The following is a 14,157-nucleotide window of genomic DNA, read 5'->3' as shown; positions in this document are numbered from 1 at the left end:
TGGAGGCATTTCCATGCTGAAGCAGAGCTTGAAGCGGAGCTGGCTGCCGGCGCTCGTGACCACCGTGTTCGTCACGGTCGGCACGGGTTGCGGCGACGAGTGTGTCGATCAGTTCGACTGTCGTGACAAGGGTGCGCCGCCCGCGGGCCAGGCGTACACCTGCGTGGAGAACAAGTGCGAGCTGCGCACGCTGAACATTCCTCCGGAAGAGGACGCCGGCACTGAGACGGACGCCGGCACCACGACGGACGCGGGCACCGACGCCGGCACCACGACGGACGCCGGCACGGGTGGCCCCCAGGCATGCACCCCGGCCTGCGCCCTGACCGATTCCTGCGACATCGCGACGAACACCTGCACGCCCTCCAGCGTCACCACGCCGCCGGCGGATACGAGCGCGCAGATCGCCGCGTTCATCGCGGCCCCGGCGGGCGCGCTGACCACGCCGCAGATCGTGAGCGGCGCGTTCGTGACCTTCATCAAGCCCGCGGTCACGGGCAGCGCGGCCACGGAGGCCTCCGGCTTCTTCCTGCAGGCCGAGGCCAACGGCCCGGCGATGTTCGTGCGCGACTCCGCCACGGCGGTCGCCGTGGGTGACCGCGTGACGCTGAACGTCACGGAGAAGGAGATCATCAGCGGTCTCAACGTGGCGAAGACCGTCACGGACCTGACCGTGGTGAGCAAGAACCACGGCGTGTGGAACCTGAGCACGGCGACGCCCCCGGGCCTGAAGGTGGACGCGAACGCCGTCAACTCCTTCGAGGACGCCGGCACGACCGGCGTCTACGAGAGCCGTCTGGTCACCGTGTCCGGCAAGCTGGAGGCGGGCGCTGGCAGCGGCGCGGCCTTCACCGCCTTCCCGCTGATCACCACGGGTGAGCCGTCCCCCAGCCCCCTGCGCCTGCGCGTGCCCACCACCCTGTCCACGGACCTGGACCTGGTCTCGGGCTGCGACGTGACCGTGCCCACCGGCGTCGTCTGGCGCTTCACCGCCCAGCCGCAGGTGTCCGTGTTCGCGCCGGAGCAGCTCACCATCACCTCCTGCCCCGCGCCGAAGCTCACCGAGGCGCGCCCGCTGAGCGGCACGGAAGTGCGGCTGACGTTCGACCGGAAGCTCGACGCGGCCACCGTGGAGGCGGCGGACTTCGGCATCACGCCGACCGTGGCCGTCTCCGCGGCGACGACGACGGGCAACCAGGTCTCGCTGACCACGGCGGACCTGACGGGTGGCACGCAGTACACGGTGACCGTGAACGGCGAGGTGAAGGACCTGGCCGGAAAGGCCCTGGACGCGGCCGCCAAGACCGCGACGTTCACCGGCCTGACGCCTCCTCCGACGGGCCCGTCGCTGGTCATCAATGAGATCGACTACGACAACGTGGGCACCGACACCGCGGAGTTCGTCGAGATCTACAACCGCGGCACCGAGGCGGCGGACCTGACCAACGTCAAGCTGGTGTTCGTCAACGGCGACTCCACCGCCAACCCGCGCGTGGAGTACCTGAGCTTCAACCTGGCCGACACCAAGGACGCGCAGGGCAACGCGGTCACGTCGCTGCCCGCGGGCGGCTACATCGTCGCGGCGCCCGAGCCGTACTTCACCACGACGACCCTGCCGGCGGGCACGCTGCGGCTGATCATCAAGACGACCTCCGGCGCGAACACCGACATCATCCAGAACGGCACCGGTGACGGCGTGGGCCTGCTCGACTACGCGGCGGGCACGCTCCTCGACAGCGTCTTCTACGAGACGGCTGCCAGCAATCCCCAGAACCCCACGTTCACCATCACCACGGCCGCGGGTCCCAAGTCCCTGAACTTCGAGGAGGGCACGCGCACCGTCGCCTCGGACTCGAACTCCGCCGTGGGCTCGCTGCAGCGGACCCCGAACGGCAACGACACGAACAACAACAACGCGGACTTCGCGTTCGTGGCCACCCCGACGCCGGGCGCTCCGACGCCGTAGTCTCCGCGTCTGACACATTGCAGTAACCCAGGGCCGCGTTCCCCCACCGGGGAGCGCGGCCCTTCTTCTTGGATGACGGGGGGATGTGCGACTCTTGGGAGCATGGGGATGCACCGCCCGTCATCGCGATGGGCCGTGGTCCCTTTCCGGTGTCTGGACCGGATGGCTTCCATGTCCCTCCCTCGCATCGTCGCGCCCCTGCTCGCCCTACTGCTCGCCGCGTGTCCCAGCTCCACACCGCCGACGCCGGTCGAGCCTTCCGACAGCGGAGTGAAAGCCGACGGCGGCGCGTCCGACGGTGGGGGTGACCAGGCCGATGGCGGCGAGCAGGTCGACGGCGGCGAGCAGGTCGACGGCGGCGAGTCTGTCGACGGCGGCGAGTCTGTCGACGGCGGCGAGTCTGTCGATGGAGGTGAGCCTGGCGACGCGGGTGAGCCCGACGATGGCGGCGCCTCCGGCGATGGCGGTTCGTCGGATGATGGCGGCTCGTCGGGTGACGGCGGTGTGCTGAACGATGGCGGCTCGTCTCCCGATGGCGGCGATGCGGGAGTGCCGGATGCAGGCATTCCGGCGCTCACGGTGACCTCCCTGGGGCTCGGGGACGGACGCGTGGGGCAGCCCTACGCCATGACGCTCACCGCCTCTGGCGGGCGGGCACCGTTCACCTGGAGCTTCACCGGCACGCTGGCCGCGGGGCTCACGCTCTCCACGGACGGCGCCCTGTCCGGCACGCCCACCGCCGCGGGCTCGACGCTCTTCACCGCCACCGTGCGCGACGCGGAGGGACAGACCGCGTCCGCGCGGCTGATCGTGCTGGTGCAGCCGCCCCTCACGCTGTTCACCGTGGGCCACTGGAACCTGGAGTGGTTCGGCGCGCCCAACCAGGGACCGGCCAACTCCACCTCCGACGGCGGCGTGACCGACGACCTCCAGGTCGCGGGGGCGACGAGTGTCATTCGCGACGCGGAGGCCCACGTCTGGGGCCTGGTGGAGATGGTGGACACCGTGGACTTCAACACGCTCCTGTCGGGGCTGCCCGGCAGCTACCGCGGCTTCCTCGCCAACAACACCACCTACGTCCTCAGCGGCACGTCGACGTACTCCGCGGGCGAGCAGAAGCCCGGCATCGTCTACGACAGCTCGCTCACCTACCGCAGCGCCCAGATCATCCTCACCGCGCAGGCCGCCGACTTCGGCGGACGCCCACCGCTGCGCGTGGACTTCACCACCCGCATCCATGGCGAGGACGCGCCGCTGGTCGTCATCGTCACGCACATGAAGGCCTTCGAGGACATGACGTCCTACGGCCAGCGCCAGCGCTCCTCGACCGCCCTCAAGAGCTATCTGGATCAGTGGCTGCCCGAGGCGCGCGTGCTCGTCATCGGCGACTGGAACGATGACCTGGACCACTCCATCTCCACGCAGAACGGCGTCGCGCTGCCCACGCCCTACGCGAACTTCCTGGACGACCCCACGCACTACACCTTCCTCACGAAGGTGCTGACCGACGCCACCATCCGCACCACCACGGAGTACAACGACGTCATCGACCACACGCTCGTCACCGACGAGGTCGCCGTGGACGCGGTGCCCGGTGGCGTCCAGGTGCTCCGGCCCGACGCGACCATTCCGGACTACGCCCGCACCGTCAGCGACCACTACCCCGTCATCACCCGCTACGACCTGAGCGGCGTTCCCGGTCCGCGCGTGCGGGTCACCGCGCCCCTGGACGGCACGTTCGTCGTGGGCACCCCGCTGACGGTCACGTGGCGCTCGGCGGGCGTGAGCACCGTGCGCATCGAGGCCACCTACGACAGCGGCGACCAGTGGTTCGTCGTGGCCCCTTCCGTGAGCGCGAGCGAGGGCACCTTCACGTGGACCGTGCCGGACGTGGAGAGCGACCTGGTGCGCGTGCGCGTGGTGGACACGGCCAACGCGTCGCGCTTCGACATGACCCCCGGCCGCATCTGGTTCACGCGCACGGCGCCCCGCGTGATCATCAACGAGCTGCTCGCCAACGAGCCCGCGCTCCCCGGCGGCACCGCGCACGAGTTCGTGGAGCTCTACAACACGGGCTCCGCCCCGCTGGACCTGTCCGGCTGGAGCCTGTGGGACGCACTGAGCACGCGGCACGTCTTCGCCCCGGGCACGGTGCTTCAACCAGGACGGCCCCTGGTCGTCTTCGGTGGGTCCGCGGGCTTCCCGGCCGGCACGCCCGACACCGTCGCGGCCTCCAGCGGGACGCTGAGCCTCAACAACACGTCGGACACCGTGCAGCTCAAGCGCCAGGATGGCGGCATCGTGGACAGCGTCGATTACTTCAGCACCGTGGACGCGGTGTCCATCAACCGCTCCCCGGACCTGTCGCCGGACACGAGCTTCGTGCTGCACACCACGCTGACGCCCGGGCTGCAGTCCTCACCGGGCCGGCGCGCGGACGGAGGCGCGTTCTAGTCAGCGCAGCGGCGGGGCCTGGGGGTCGGGCCCGGACTCCGGCTCCGCGGGCACCGCCTCCACGTCCCGGGCGATCCACTCCTGGCCATGGTCCTCGAAGGTGACGCGGATTTCGTCACCCTCGGACATGTCGTGCAGCTGCACGTTCTCGTCGGCGCGCTTGAGCCGCGTGGCCTCGTCCACGAAGACCTCCCGCTCCAGGCCCTGGCCGTCCACGAAGAGCAGCTCGTCGTCGCCCACCCAGGACACGCGACCCGCGGCCCAGCCCATGGGCCTCGGCTGCTGACCGGAGCCGCCCGTTCCTTCTGGAGCCGGCGCCGGCGAGCCCTTCACCTCCGAGCCCGCGGTCTTCAGTGCCTTGGGGTCCACGGTCTCCTTGGAGGCCATCAGCCCGCGAAGCACCTCCGAACGTCCCTCGCGGTGCTTCGCGGAAGGGCCGTCTTGCCCCGGCTCGCCGCCTTTGCACGCCGACAGTCCCCCGAGTCCCACCAGGCCCAGCATCAGCAGGCCCGCCGTCCCGCGCAGTCTCCGCATTGGCCACGTCCTCCCGCATCGTGCGAAGGAGCCCGCATCCCGACGGAGTCCCCCTCCATGGCGCGCGAGCCCGCTCTCCCCCGGTAAAGATGGGGACACCCTGCCCCGCCGGGAACCACGACCGTGTGGGGTGGGGCCTGGTGCCCTGGACTCTCTCCTCCCTGTCCGGAGGGCGGGCAGGCATTCGCTACCTCGCGCCCTGGCCCAGGGCCTTCCGGAAGCAGCGCCTATGCGGCCAGGAGCCAGTCGCGCACCGCGAGGAAGCGGGCCGTGGGTGCCGCGGCCCTGCGCCACGCGACATAGAGCGTTCCCCGAGGCTTCCGCGCGGAGCGTCGGCCCAGCTCCGGCGTGAGCGTCACGACCCGCTTCTCGCGCACTGCGGGCGCCACCAGGTAGTCGGGCAACACCGCCAGCCCCACGCCCGCCTCCACCAGGGCCAGCATCTCGTCCAGGTTCGCGACGCGGCACACCACCTGCGCCGGCAGGGGCTCTTTCGGTCCGAAGGTGGCGCGCCACCACGGCGCCAGCATGGCCAGGTCCGCATCGAAGGCGATGAAGCGGTGCGCACCGAAGTCGCGTGCCCCGCGCGGTGTTCCCCAACGCTTCAGGTACGCAGGCGCGCCCACGGCGACGAACTCCTCCTGTGCCACCGGTCGGACCTCCAGCCCCGGAGCGTCCGGCAACAGCCCGACGATGCCCAGGTCCAACGCGCCGTCCAGCAACAGCCGTGACACGCGGCTGGGCACGTCGAAGCGCACATCCAGCCGCAGCTCCGGGTGCCGCGCCAGCAGGCCCGGCATACGGGGCCGGAGCCAGTACCGGAAGAAGGGCCAGGGACCGCCCAGGGACACCTCGCCACGCACCGCGCGCTGGGCCTCGGAGGCCGCCTCCAACGCCGCGTCCACCGCGGGCAGGTGCTCGCCCAGCCTCGCGACGAGGGCGGCGCCCGCCGGAGTGAGCCGGGCCCGGCGCCCCACCCGTTCGAACAGCGCCACGCCCACGTGCCGCTCCAGGGCCTTGAGCTGCTGACCCACGGCGGAGGCGGTGATGCCCAGGCGCGTGGCGGCGGCCGCGTGCGTGCCCGCCCGGCTGACCTCCCACAGCGTCCAGAGCGCTTCGTGATTGCCAAGCATGGCTTCAGTTTATGTGAAGGGGCTCTCGGTTTTCTTGGGGACGGCGGGGACGTATTTCATCGCCCATCGCCCCACGGACTGGGGCTTGAAGGAGGACGTTCCATGGAAGCGCTCGCCGCCGTGAAGGTGCTGCTCATCGTCACCAGCCACTCGCAGTTCGGGAACACCGGGGAGAAGACGGGCTTCTGGTTGGAGGAGCTCGCCGCGCCGTACGAGCAGTTCACCAAGGCCGGGGCCCAGGTGGACATCGCGTCGCCGCTGGGCGGCAAAGCGCCCGTGGATCCTCGCAGCGAGAAGGAGCAGACGGAGGACACGCGCGCCTTCCTCGCGGACGCCGAGGCGACGAAGAAGCTGGCGAACACGAAGGTGCTCGCCCAGGTGAAGGACACCTACGACGCGTACTTCGTGGTGGGCGGGCACGGCGTGATGTGGGACCTGGCGCAGCACGTGCCGACGCACCAGCTGCTGTCCGCGGGCTACGCGCGGGGCGCGGTGGTGGCGGCGGTCTGCCACGGCCCGGCGGCACTGGTGGGCGTGAAGGGACCGGACGGCAAGCCGCTGGTGGCGGGCAAGCGCGTGGCGGCCTTCAGCAACGCGGAGGAGCAGGCGGCGAAGTTCGACGCCATCGTCCCCTTCCCGCTGGAGACCCGGATGCGCGAGCTGGGCGCGCGCTACGAGTCCGGCCCGTTGTGGAAGAGCTTCACGGTGCGCGACGGGCGGCTCGTCACGGGGCAGAACCCGGCGTCCTCCGCCGCCACCGCGCAGGAGGTCCTGAAGGTCCTGGCCGAGAAGAAGCAGGCCCCGGCCCCCAAGGGCTGAAGCCCGCTGCCGTCAGCCGAACTGGAAGCCGGAGATGCGCGTCCCCATCATGGAGCCGGACCAGGTGGTGGTGCCCCGGTCCTCACCGGCGGCACCGGCGACGACCATCAAGGGGAGCAGGTGCTCCTCGCGAGGATGGGCGAGCCGCGCGTAGGGGGCCTGCATCCACTGCGTGAGCTTCGCGTCACGCTCGTCCGCGGGAGAGGTGGCGGCGTCCTGGACCCACGCGTCGAACTTCGCGGAGACCTCGTGCGCGCGAGGGTCTCCGAAGGCGCGCAGGTTGTGGAACGTCATCCCGCTGCCGATGATGAACACGCCCTCGTCGCGGAGCGGCGCGAGCGCCCGGCCCATGGCCAGGTGCTCCGCCGGGTCCAGCCCCTGCTTCAGCGAGAGTTGGACGCAGGGGATGTCCGCCTCCGGGTACGTCAGCTTCAGCGGGATGAAGGTGCCGTGGTCGTAGCCGCGCGCCGGGTCCTCCGACGTGGCGAAGCCCGCCGTGGAGAGCAATTCGCGCACGCGCGCCGCGAGCCGTGGGTTGCCCGGCGCCGGCCAGGGGATGCGGTACGACTCCGGCGGGAACCCGTAATAGTCATACAGGATGGGTGGCGCGGCGGACGTCATCACCGTGGCCACGGGCTCCTCCCAGTGGGCGGAGATGACGAGCAGCGCCTTGGGTGGCGCCGCGAGTTGCTGGCCCACCTGGCGCAGGTAGGTCGCGAGCGCCTGGAGCTCCGCTTTCGGAAGGCCCATCTCCACGAAGGGCCAGGGGCCACCGCCGTGCGGGATGAAGACGACGGGCAGGCGCGAGGAGGGATTGGACGGGTCGGTCGACATGGGGGCCTCTCGGTGCCATTCAACTCCACGGGTGGGCCGGCGCGCCAATGCACTCCGGGTGGACCCCTGCGTCCGCTTGAGACACGACGTCTTCTGCTATGAACCCGCGCTGGGGAACGGATGGGTGGTCCCGTCGCGAAGGGGGTTGCATGAAGAGCATCATCGGATGGGCGCTCGCCGCGTTCGGCGTCTTTGGCATTGGCCTGGAGCTCGACAAGCTGATCCAGGGCACCGCGGAACACACGATCGCGGGGTTCATCCTCGGCGCCGTCTTCGTCCTCGGAGGCCTGGCGCTTGTCCGCTCCGCGCGGCGCGCGAAGCTGCCGCCCGAATTGAGGGATGCGCCTGTCGTGGTGCGGCCCTCGCTGGACTCCCGCGACGTCGAGCGGGCCGTGCTCGCCTGTGCGAAGGAGCACGGAGGCCGCGTCACCATCGCCGAGGTGGCGGCGAGCAGTCAGCTCTCGTTCACCGAAGCCAAGGAGGTGCTCGAAGGCCTGTCCCGCGCGGGCGCCTGCACCGTGGACGTCACGGAGAACGGTGCGTTCATCTACGAGTTCAGCGGCTTGATGCCGCGCGAAACGGCTCCCGCGGCGCTCAAGTCCTGAGGCCCATGCCCGCCGAATAGCGCGAGGAACTGCCGCTCCCGCTCAGACTTCCTCGTGAGCTGTCCGCGCACCAGGCGCGTGACCCGGTGGGTGCGCTCTGCTTCGGCTACCAGTCCGCTGAACACCTGCACTGCGGCAACGTCATTCGACTTCCGCATCTACGACCCGGACTCGCCTGCCTTCGACGGCTCCTGGCAGCCTGATGACCTCGAAGAGGTGCGGCCGCCGCGCCTACCGCCCCAGCTTGAGGGTCACGGTCGCGGAGTCCTCCACCGTCCCCTTCAGCGTGAAGCGCAGATCCCAGACGCCGGGCATGAAGAGGTCCGCGTCGGAGACCTCGAAGGTCCCTGGCTCTCGCGCGGTGACGCGGGGGACCTCGGAGATGCCGTGGCCCATGGCGGGCATCCAGGGTTGAACGGACAGTACGACACCGGGCACCGGCTTTCCCGACGCGGCGTCGGTGATCCGCACCTGGAACGTCTGAACGCCTCTTCGGAGCGGTGTCATCGAAGAGAGGACCTCGACGCGGAGCCTGCCGGATGTGCTGGCCCCTGTTCCCACGGTGGCAGCCGCGCTCACCTGTCCCCCGTCGCTTCCGGCGTCTGGAGTGGCGGAGGGCGTCGCGCCCAGCAACAACGTTCCCATCAGCAGTGCCTTCATCATCCTTGCCGTGTAGCGGAAGAGGCGGGCCTGGGTTCTGCGACAAGGTGTCGCATCGCACATGCGGTCTGGATGAGAGAGGGTGCGCCATCATGTCCGCCCTTTCGTCCTCTTCCGCGCAGCCCCGTTCGTGGGTGTTCGTGGTGCTGGGAGCCGTGGGGCTGACCGTGTCCGTGCTCGCATGCGCGGCGCTCGTGATGGTGCTGGACTTCGCCTGGTCGGAGGCGCCCCCTTCGAACGCCTCGTGGGAGTTGGAGGTGCCGCCTCCTGTGTATGGGCCGCTGCCCTCGCTCACCCTTCGCGATGAGCGGGGCCAGCCGATGGAGCCCGGGCAGCTTCAGGGACAGCTCACCCTGGTCCAATTCACGCTTGTTCCCCTCCTGCGACAGGTCCAGGAGCGTCTCGAGACCGATGGCGTCCCGCTTCGGGTCGTCAGCGCGACGTCGCGCGACTCCACGGTGCTCCACCCGGATTGGCAGCCGCTGCGGGACAGCGGACGCCTCCTGTTGCTGGTGGATCAACGCCTCCAGGTCCGGGGCGTCTACGACTCGAGCCAGGCCACATCCACCTCCGAACGCGTCATCACGGACGCGCGCTGTCTGCGCTCCTGCCCCCCTCTATGAAGCCCACATCCCTCTTCGTGCTCGCCGGTGCAGGAGTCATCGCGTTGCTGTCCGTCGCGTGGCCCCACGTTCAACGCGAACGCGCGCGCGTCGCCGCGGAGAACCTGCCCCTGTACGGGCCGCTCCCGCGCTTCGAATTGACCGCCCAGACGGGACGACCCTTCTCCGACGCCGACATGCGGGGGCATCTCTACGTCGCGGACTTCTTCTTCACCCGGTGCCCCACCGTGTGCCCGCTGCTCACGGAGAAGATGCTGCGGGTGCAGCGACAGGCCCGGGAGCAGGGATTGGATGTGCGCTTCGCCTCGTTCAGCGTGGATCCGCGCCATGACACACCGGAACGGCTGACCGCCTATGCGCGAGACCACCGCATCGACACGTCCAACTGGACGCTGTTGACGGGCCCGCTGGACCAGGTGGAGACGACGGTCCTGGAGGGCTTCCGGGTGATGATGGGCCGCGACGCCGACGCGGGCGAGGACGACTTCTTCAGCGTCTTCCACGGCGAGCACTTCGTCCTCGTGGACGCCCGGGGACAGCTGCGCGGCTACTACCGGGTCACCGAGGGAGAGGGCGGATTGGAAGCCCTGCTCCGGGACGCCGCGCTGCTGGCCCAGGCCCCGGAGTAACAACAAGGAACTCAGGAAATCCTGAGCGTCCAGTGAGTAGACTCGCGCGGCCGTCCATCCCCGACCCGGAGAACAGAGTGTCGCACCCCACGATCCGCACCATCCTCGGCGCATCCGCCCCGGACTCGCTTGACCCCTTCAGCACCGCCTTGCTGGTGATTGACTTCCAGGAAGAATACTTCAGCGGAAAACTGCCCATTCCGGATGGGACGCGCGCCCTGAATAACGCCAGGCGACTCATCGCCTTCGCGGATCGGCACAAGCTGCCGGTCTTCCACGTGTGGCACGTGAGCCCGTCCGGCGCTCCCCTCTTCGCCCACGACAGCCCGACGGCCTTCTGCCACAAGGACATCCAGCCGGCCGCCCACCACAAGGTCGTCAAGAAGAACCAGATCAGCGTGTTCCAGGGCACGGAGCTCCATCACGAGCTGCAGATCTCCAGAATCAAGACGCTGATCATCTCCGGCCTGATGACCCACGCCTGCGTGTCCGGCGCGGCGCGGGACGCGGTTCCCCTCGGCTACAACGTCATCGTGGCGGACGACGCCTCGGCCACCCGGGACATCGAGGCGCCCGGCGGCGGCACCATTGCGCATGATGTGCTGCACAAGTCCGCGCTGGTGACCATCGCCGACACCTTTGGCGCCGTCATGGGCACCAACGCCATCGTGAACTTGAGCGTCCGCTGACGTGAAGGAAGCAGCCGCAGTCGGCCTTGACATTAAATCTACATAGGTAGATTTACAGGGCATGCCGCGAACTCGCGCGTTGTCGAATCACGCCCGCTCCGTTCTTGCCGCACTGCTGGAGGCCGGGGCGGGCTGGTCGCACGGGTATGAGCTGTGCCGCATCGCGGACGTGAAGTCGGGCACGCTCTATCCGCTGCTGATCCGCCTCGAAGCCCAGGGCTATCTCGAAGCCGAGTGGCAGCAGCCGGCGGAGGGGGGGCGGCCGCCAAGGCACGCCTATCGCCTGACCCAGACCGGGGTCCAGCTCGCGCGCGACAATCCGCCAGACCGCAAGGTGGCTGCTCGCTCCGTCCTTCGCGGGGCAACGACATGAGCGTCCGAGTCCAACGACTTGCGGCGGACCTGCTGTGCCGCGCCCTGCAGTCCCTCCTTCCACCGTCGATGCGCGACTGGGGGCTGGCCATCCGCTACGAGGTCGCGGAAATCCCCGAGGACACCCAGGCCCTGTCGTTCGCGCTTGCGAGCTTCCGCGGCCTGGCGCCGCGTGCCATCGGCTTGCTCCTGATGCAGCCCTTCGGCGCGCTGCACAGCCCGCGTGCCGTCGGTGCGCTCTGCGCGGCTGGCTCGGTCGCCATGGGGCTCGTCTACATGACGCTTGCCGGCGCGCCCGTCGGCTACCTCGGCATCAACGCTGGCGCGCTCGTCCTCGGTCTTGTCTTGCTGGCCCTCGTCAGCCGCATCCCGGGGGCGGGCGGGCGATTGTCCGGAGCCCTGATTCTCCGCCTCTCGGTCTTGCTGCTCACCACCGCATTCGTCGGCCTCCGCGTCGAGGGGGCAGCTCGCTGGGTCAAGCTCGGCGGAGTGAGCGTGCAACCGAGCCTGGTCCTTCTGCCGCTCATGCTTGCCGGATTCTCCCGGACGCGCACCCCGCTTGCGACGACGGGGATCATCGTTGCCGCTGTGGCAATGGCGCTCCAGCCCGACCGTGTCGTCGACCAGGTCCTCTTTTCGTCCTTCCAGGTCCATGCCCTTGCCGGGCTGGCCGTCGTGGCCGGCTCGGTCATGCTGCTCGTCCCTGTGCTGTTCGGTGGGTCCTGTGACGGGGACAGCCGCGCGACCTACCTCGCCTTCGGGGCTGCGTGGCTTGCGGCGACCGTTGCCGCCGCGTTTGGCAATCATCCGACCCCGGTCGTGGGCTACGGCGGCAGCGCGATCCTCGGCTACGTCCTGAGCCTTTCGACCCTGCCGAGGCCGCTGACTTCGCGCGACATCCCTTCAAGAATCGCACTCGCCCAGTCATGACAATGCCTCGCCCTGGACGGCGGGTTCGATGCCTGCTGCCTGTTGTATTGCTTGCCCTCGTGCTCTGGTTCACGTGGACGCGAATCACACGCAGCCGCGGCGACCAGAGGGCTTCTTTCACGCCCGCGAGTCAGCAGTGCGACGCGCAAGGGCCCCTGCGTTACTGCATCAACAAGGCCGCCGGGGGCACCAACGGAGACATCGTCTATCACCACCACGGGCGCAATCTCGACGAGACGGTCTGGAACGACGACACCTACTTCACCGGCATGCTGCAGGCGCAATGGCAGGCCACCGGAGCCCTACCGCCCACGGTCGTGACCGTCTCCTACGGCTCGACCTGGCTCCTGACTCCGAAGGGCAAGCAGGAGGACAGCGGACTGCTCGATGATTTCATGGCCCGTCTGCCTGCGATTGAGGCGAAGGTGGGACGCCCCCGACGGCGGATGCTGCTGGGGGAATCGATGGGTGGGCTCAACGTCCTGGTCGCGGGCCTTTCCCATCCGGCGCAGTTCGCCAAGGTCGCGGCGCTCTGTCCGGGCGTCTACACCGACACCCCGTTCTCCTCCTTTGACAAGATCCAGGCCTCGATGGAGCGCACCGGAGCCGATCCCAAGATCGTGTTCGGAGTCTGGCGGATGGCGCGCCAGTACGTGGCCTACGAAGCCGAATGGCGCCGCGTCTCGCCCCTGCACCTGGTCGCGCAAGCAGGGCCGGACCATCCGGAGCTCTATCTCTCCTGCGGCCTCTACGATGCCTACGGCAACTACGAAGGCACCGAGCGCCTCGCCAACCTTGCCCGTCAGCGAGGCATCAGGACCGAGTGGCACCCGCTCTATGGCGGCCACTGCGCGTCAGACGTGTCCTCGCTGGCCGACTTCCTCGTGAAATGACAGTCAGGACCGCGGCGGCAACCGGTGCCTACTGGTTCGCGAAGATGAGCGTCACCTTCGCCAGTGAGACAGGAAACCTCACGCAGGACGCGCGGTTACCCACTTGTCGCCCTGGTTTCGCTCGGGGCGCCATCCCGTGCTGTTCCGGGGAGTTCCCTGGTGTGCCCCTTCAATCCACGGTGGAGGGGCACACTGGGGGCACATGCGATCAACCAATCCACTCGCACAGCCCACTGCGACCAACGCAAACGCATCACTGCCCCGTGGCTGTTAACTGCTCGGGAACCGCTGATGAATCCACGCCCAGAGTTTATCCTTTGGCGCTATCTCCTTCGCGCAATTACCACACACGACAGCGCTGACATCATAGGACGCCGTCCCAACACTCCATTGGGCCGCAACGCGTCGGAACTCAGTTGGAGACATCTTCTTTCCACAGCGGTCACAAGGAACTTCAGTAGGTGTCGTCATAGCGCGAATCGTATGAATGCCTGGGTTGGCGGCAAGACGTCGCCAAAGCACCGGCAAGCAGGATGACTCTGCTGGCCGCCCTGGAAGCAACCAGCCGTTCCGTTCTATGCGCCCACGGCAATCAGACCAGCGACCTCAGACGCCGACCAATCTCCACCCGGCATCATTCGCGCTCGCCGCAGCCTCATCAGGCAAGGTCGAGAGCCCACGAACCATTCTGCCAATTCCGCAAGGTTTGCTGAGCCCCCAGGGCCGCCAGACCCTGGCCCCTTGCTGCGTCCTCCAGAATCGCTGTGGCTTCGACGGTCTTATGCCGAAGCAGGAACGCAGCAGCAGTGACCCTAACATCCATACGGGCGTGCGAAAAAAGTGCCGCCAACGCGTTGCGGCCAACATCGCCCCGCTCTCGCAACGACATAAACGCAGCAAGTGCCCTTTCGGCGTGCTTGTTACCCGCTCTTGCGTCCCCCCGGAGGATGCCGTCCGTCTGCGCTGCGGTGTTCTGGGCAAACTTCTCAACCAGACTTTCGAGGCCCGTCACCTGA

The 14,157-nt window shown here is 68.8% G+C and carries 15 protein-coding genes and 1 pseudogene; 10 read left to right on the top strand and 6 right to left on the bottom strand.

From position 1 onward, the window contains the following. The first annotated feature begins 13 nt into the window (after positions 1-13). Both GTZ93_RS00260 and GTZ93_RS00255 read left to right on the top strand, forming a co-directional pair. Complete coding sequence (locus tag GTZ93_RS00260; protein ID WP_139914972.1) at positions 14-1,966, top strand: lamin tail domain-containing protein; 1,953 nt, start codon at positions 14-16, stop codon at positions 1,964-1,966. A 171-nt stretch (positions 1,967-2,137) separates the two neighbouring features. After that, a complete protein-coding gene (locus GTZ93_RS00255) occupies positions 2,138-4,420 on the top strand; it encodes a lamin tail domain-containing protein (protein ID WP_257978897.1) in 2,283 nt (760 codons plus the stop codon). On the opposite strand, the gene GTZ93_RS00250 is transcribed toward GTZ93_RS00255, so the two are convergent. Further along, positions 4,421-4,954 (bottom strand): hypothetical protein, encoded by a 534-nt coding sequence (locus GTZ93_RS00250; protein ID WP_139914971.1) that lies wholly within the window; start codon positions 4,952-4,954, stop codon positions 4,421-4,423. It abuts the gene before it with no gap. Positions 4,955-5,181: 227 nt separating this feature from the next. Further along, a complete protein-coding gene (locus tag GTZ93_RS00245; protein ID WP_139914970.1) occupies positions 5,182-6,087 on the bottom strand; it encodes a LysR family transcriptional regulator in 906 nt (301 codons plus the stop codon). Between the two features lie 102 nt (positions 6,088-6,189). On the opposite strand from GTZ93_RS00245, the gene GTZ93_RS00240 reads away from it, so the two are divergent. After that, positions 6,190-6,906 carry a type 1 glutamine amidotransferase domain-containing protein gene (locus GTZ93_RS00240; RefSeq protein WP_139914969.1) on the top strand — a complete coding sequence of 239 codons (717 nt, stop codon included), beginning with the start codon at positions 6,190-6,192 and terminating at the stop codon, positions 6,904-6,906. A 12-nt stretch (positions 6,907-6,918) separates the two neighbouring features. Here the strand turns inward: GTZ93_RS00240 and GTZ93_RS00235 are convergent, their stop codons facing one another. Further along, positions 6,919-7,740, bottom strand: coding sequence for a DODA-type extradiol aromatic ring-opening family dioxygenase (locus GTZ93_RS00235; RefSeq protein ID WP_139914968.1), 822 nt, complete (start codon positions 7,738-7,740; stop codon positions 6,919-6,921). Positions 7,741-7,889: 149 nt separating this feature from the next. Here GTZ93_RS00235 and GTZ93_RS00230 point away from each other — a divergent pair, with 149 nt between their 5' ends. Continuing rightward, entirely contained in the window at positions 7,890-8,345 is a 456-nt protein-coding gene (locus GTZ93_RS00230) for a hypothetical protein (RefSeq protein ID WP_139914967.1), read from the top strand. Between the two features lie 47 nt (positions 8,346-8,392). Here the strand turns inward: GTZ93_RS00230 and GTZ93_RS42540 are convergent. Both GTZ93_RS42540 and GTZ93_RS00225 read right to left on the bottom strand, forming a co-directional pair. Beyond that, a pseudogene (locus GTZ93_RS42540) lies at positions 8,393-8,491 on the bottom strand (NUDIX hydrolase); the annotation flags it as partial. A gap of 85 nt (positions 8,492-8,576) precedes the next feature. Next, positions 8,577-8,990, bottom strand: coding sequence for a FixH family protein (locus tag GTZ93_RS00225; RefSeq protein WP_257978896.1), 414 nt, complete (start codon positions 8,988-8,990; stop codon positions 8,577-8,579). Between the two features lie 107 nt (positions 8,991-9,097). Here GTZ93_RS00225 and GTZ93_RS00220 point away from each other — a divergent pair, with 107 nt between their 5' ends. The 6 genes from GTZ93_RS00220 (at position 9,098) to GTZ93_RS00195 (ending at position 13,141) form a co-directional block, all read left to right on the top strand. Then, on the top strand, positions 9,098-9,628 hold the full coding sequence (locus GTZ93_RS00220; RefSeq protein ID WP_139914966.1) for a thioredoxin domain-containing protein: 531 nt from the start codon (positions 9,098-9,100) through the stop codon (positions 9,626-9,628). Next, positions 9,625-10,257: an SCO family protein gene (locus GTZ93_RS00215; protein WP_139914965.1), complete on the top strand. Its 633-nt coding sequence runs from the start codon at positions 9,625-9,627 to the stop codon at positions 10,255-10,257. Before GTZ93_RS00220 ends, GTZ93_RS00215 begins: the two co-directional genes overlap by 4 nt. A gap of 77 nt (positions 10,258-10,334) precedes the next feature. Beyond that, positions 10,335-10,946, top strand: a complete 612-nt coding sequence (locus tag GTZ93_RS00210) for a cysteine hydrolase family protein (protein WP_139914964.1) — start codon at positions 10,335-10,337, stop codon at positions 10,944-10,946. 61 nt (positions 10,947-11,007) lie between these two features. Further along, entirely contained in the window at positions 11,008-11,319 is a 312-nt protein-coding gene (locus GTZ93_RS00205) for a PadR family transcriptional regulator (protein WP_120574612.1), read from the top strand. Next, a complete protein-coding gene (locus tag GTZ93_RS00200; RefSeq protein ID WP_139914963.1) occupies positions 11,316-12,248 on the top strand; it encodes an FtsW/RodA/SpoVE family cell cycle protein in 933 nt (310 codons plus the stop codon). Before GTZ93_RS00205 ends, GTZ93_RS00200 begins: the two co-directional genes overlap by 4 nt. A 59-nt stretch (positions 12,249-12,307) precedes the next feature. Beyond that, positions 12,308-13,141: an alpha/beta hydrolase-fold protein gene (locus GTZ93_RS00195; RefSeq protein ID WP_219629026.1), complete on the top strand. Its 834-nt coding sequence runs from the start codon at positions 12,308-12,310 to the stop codon at positions 13,139-13,141. A gap of 658 nt (positions 13,142-13,799) precedes the next feature. Here GTZ93_RS00195 and GTZ93_RS00190 read toward each other — a convergent pair. Next, positions 13,800-14,153: a DUF2019 domain-containing protein gene (locus GTZ93_RS00190; RefSeq protein WP_139914961.1), complete on the bottom strand. Its 354-nt coding sequence runs from the start codon at positions 14,151-14,153 to the stop codon at positions 13,800-13,802. Positions 14,154-14,157 lie beyond the last annotated feature (4 nt).

The sequence above is a fragment of the Corallococcus exiguus genome (assembly GCF_009909105.1).
Classification (GTDB): domain Bacteria; phylum Myxococcota; class Myxococcia; order Myxococcales; family Myxococcaceae; genus Corallococcus; species Corallococcus exiguus.
The sequence above is the reverse complement of the archived record's forward strand: the minus strand, read 5'-3'. Positions and strand labels throughout refer to the sequence as shown.

Bases quoted from the DNA above. Each gene is read 5' to 3' on its own strand.
- GTZ93_RS00260 (WP_139914972.1), top strand. From the start codon at position 14: ATGCTGAAGCAGAGCTTGAAGCGGAGCTGGCTGCCGGCGCTCGTGACC.
- GTZ93_RS00255 (WP_257978897.1), top strand. From the start codon at position 2,138: ATGTCCCTCCCTCGCATCGTCGCGCCCCTGCTCGCCCTACTGCTCGCC.
- GTZ93_RS00250 (WP_139914971.1), bottom strand. From the start codon at position 4,954: ATGCGGAGACTGCGCGGGACGGCGGGCCTGCTGATGCTGGGCCTGGTG.
- GTZ93_RS00245 (WP_139914970.1), bottom strand. From the start codon at position 6,087: ATGCTTGGCAATCACGAAGCGCTCTGGACGCTGTGGGAGGTCAGCCGG.
- GTZ93_RS00240 (WP_139914969.1), top strand. From the start codon at position 6,190: ATGGAAGCGCTCGCCGCCGTGAAGGTGCTGCTCATCGTCACCAGCCAC.
- GTZ93_RS00235 (WP_139914968.1), bottom strand. From the start codon at position 7,740: ATGTCGACCGACCCGTCCAATCCCTCCTCGCGCCTGCCCGTCGTCTTC.
- GTZ93_RS00230 (WP_139914967.1), top strand. From the start codon at position 7,890: ATGAAGAGCATCATCGGATGGGCGCTCGCCGCGTTCGGCGTCTTTGGC.
- GTZ93_RS00225 (WP_257978896.1), bottom strand. From the start codon at position 8,990: ATGGGAACGTTGTTGCTGGGCGCGACGCCCTCCGCCACTCCAGACGCC.
- GTZ93_RS00220 (WP_139914966.1), top strand. From the start codon at position 9,098: ATGTCCGCCCTTTCGTCCTCTTCCGCGCAGCCCCGTTCGTGGGTGTTC.
- GTZ93_RS00215 (WP_139914965.1), top strand. From the start codon at position 9,625: ATGAAGCCCACATCCCTCTTCGTGCTCGCCGGTGCAGGAGTCATCGCG.
- GTZ93_RS00205 (WP_120574612.1), top strand. From the start codon at position 11,008: ATGCCGCGAACTCGCGCGTTGTCGAATCACGCCCGCTCCGTTCTTGCC.
- GTZ93_RS00200 (WP_139914963.1), top strand. From the start codon at position 11,316: ATGAGCGTCCGAGTCCAACGACTTGCGGCGGACCTGCTGTGCCGCGCC.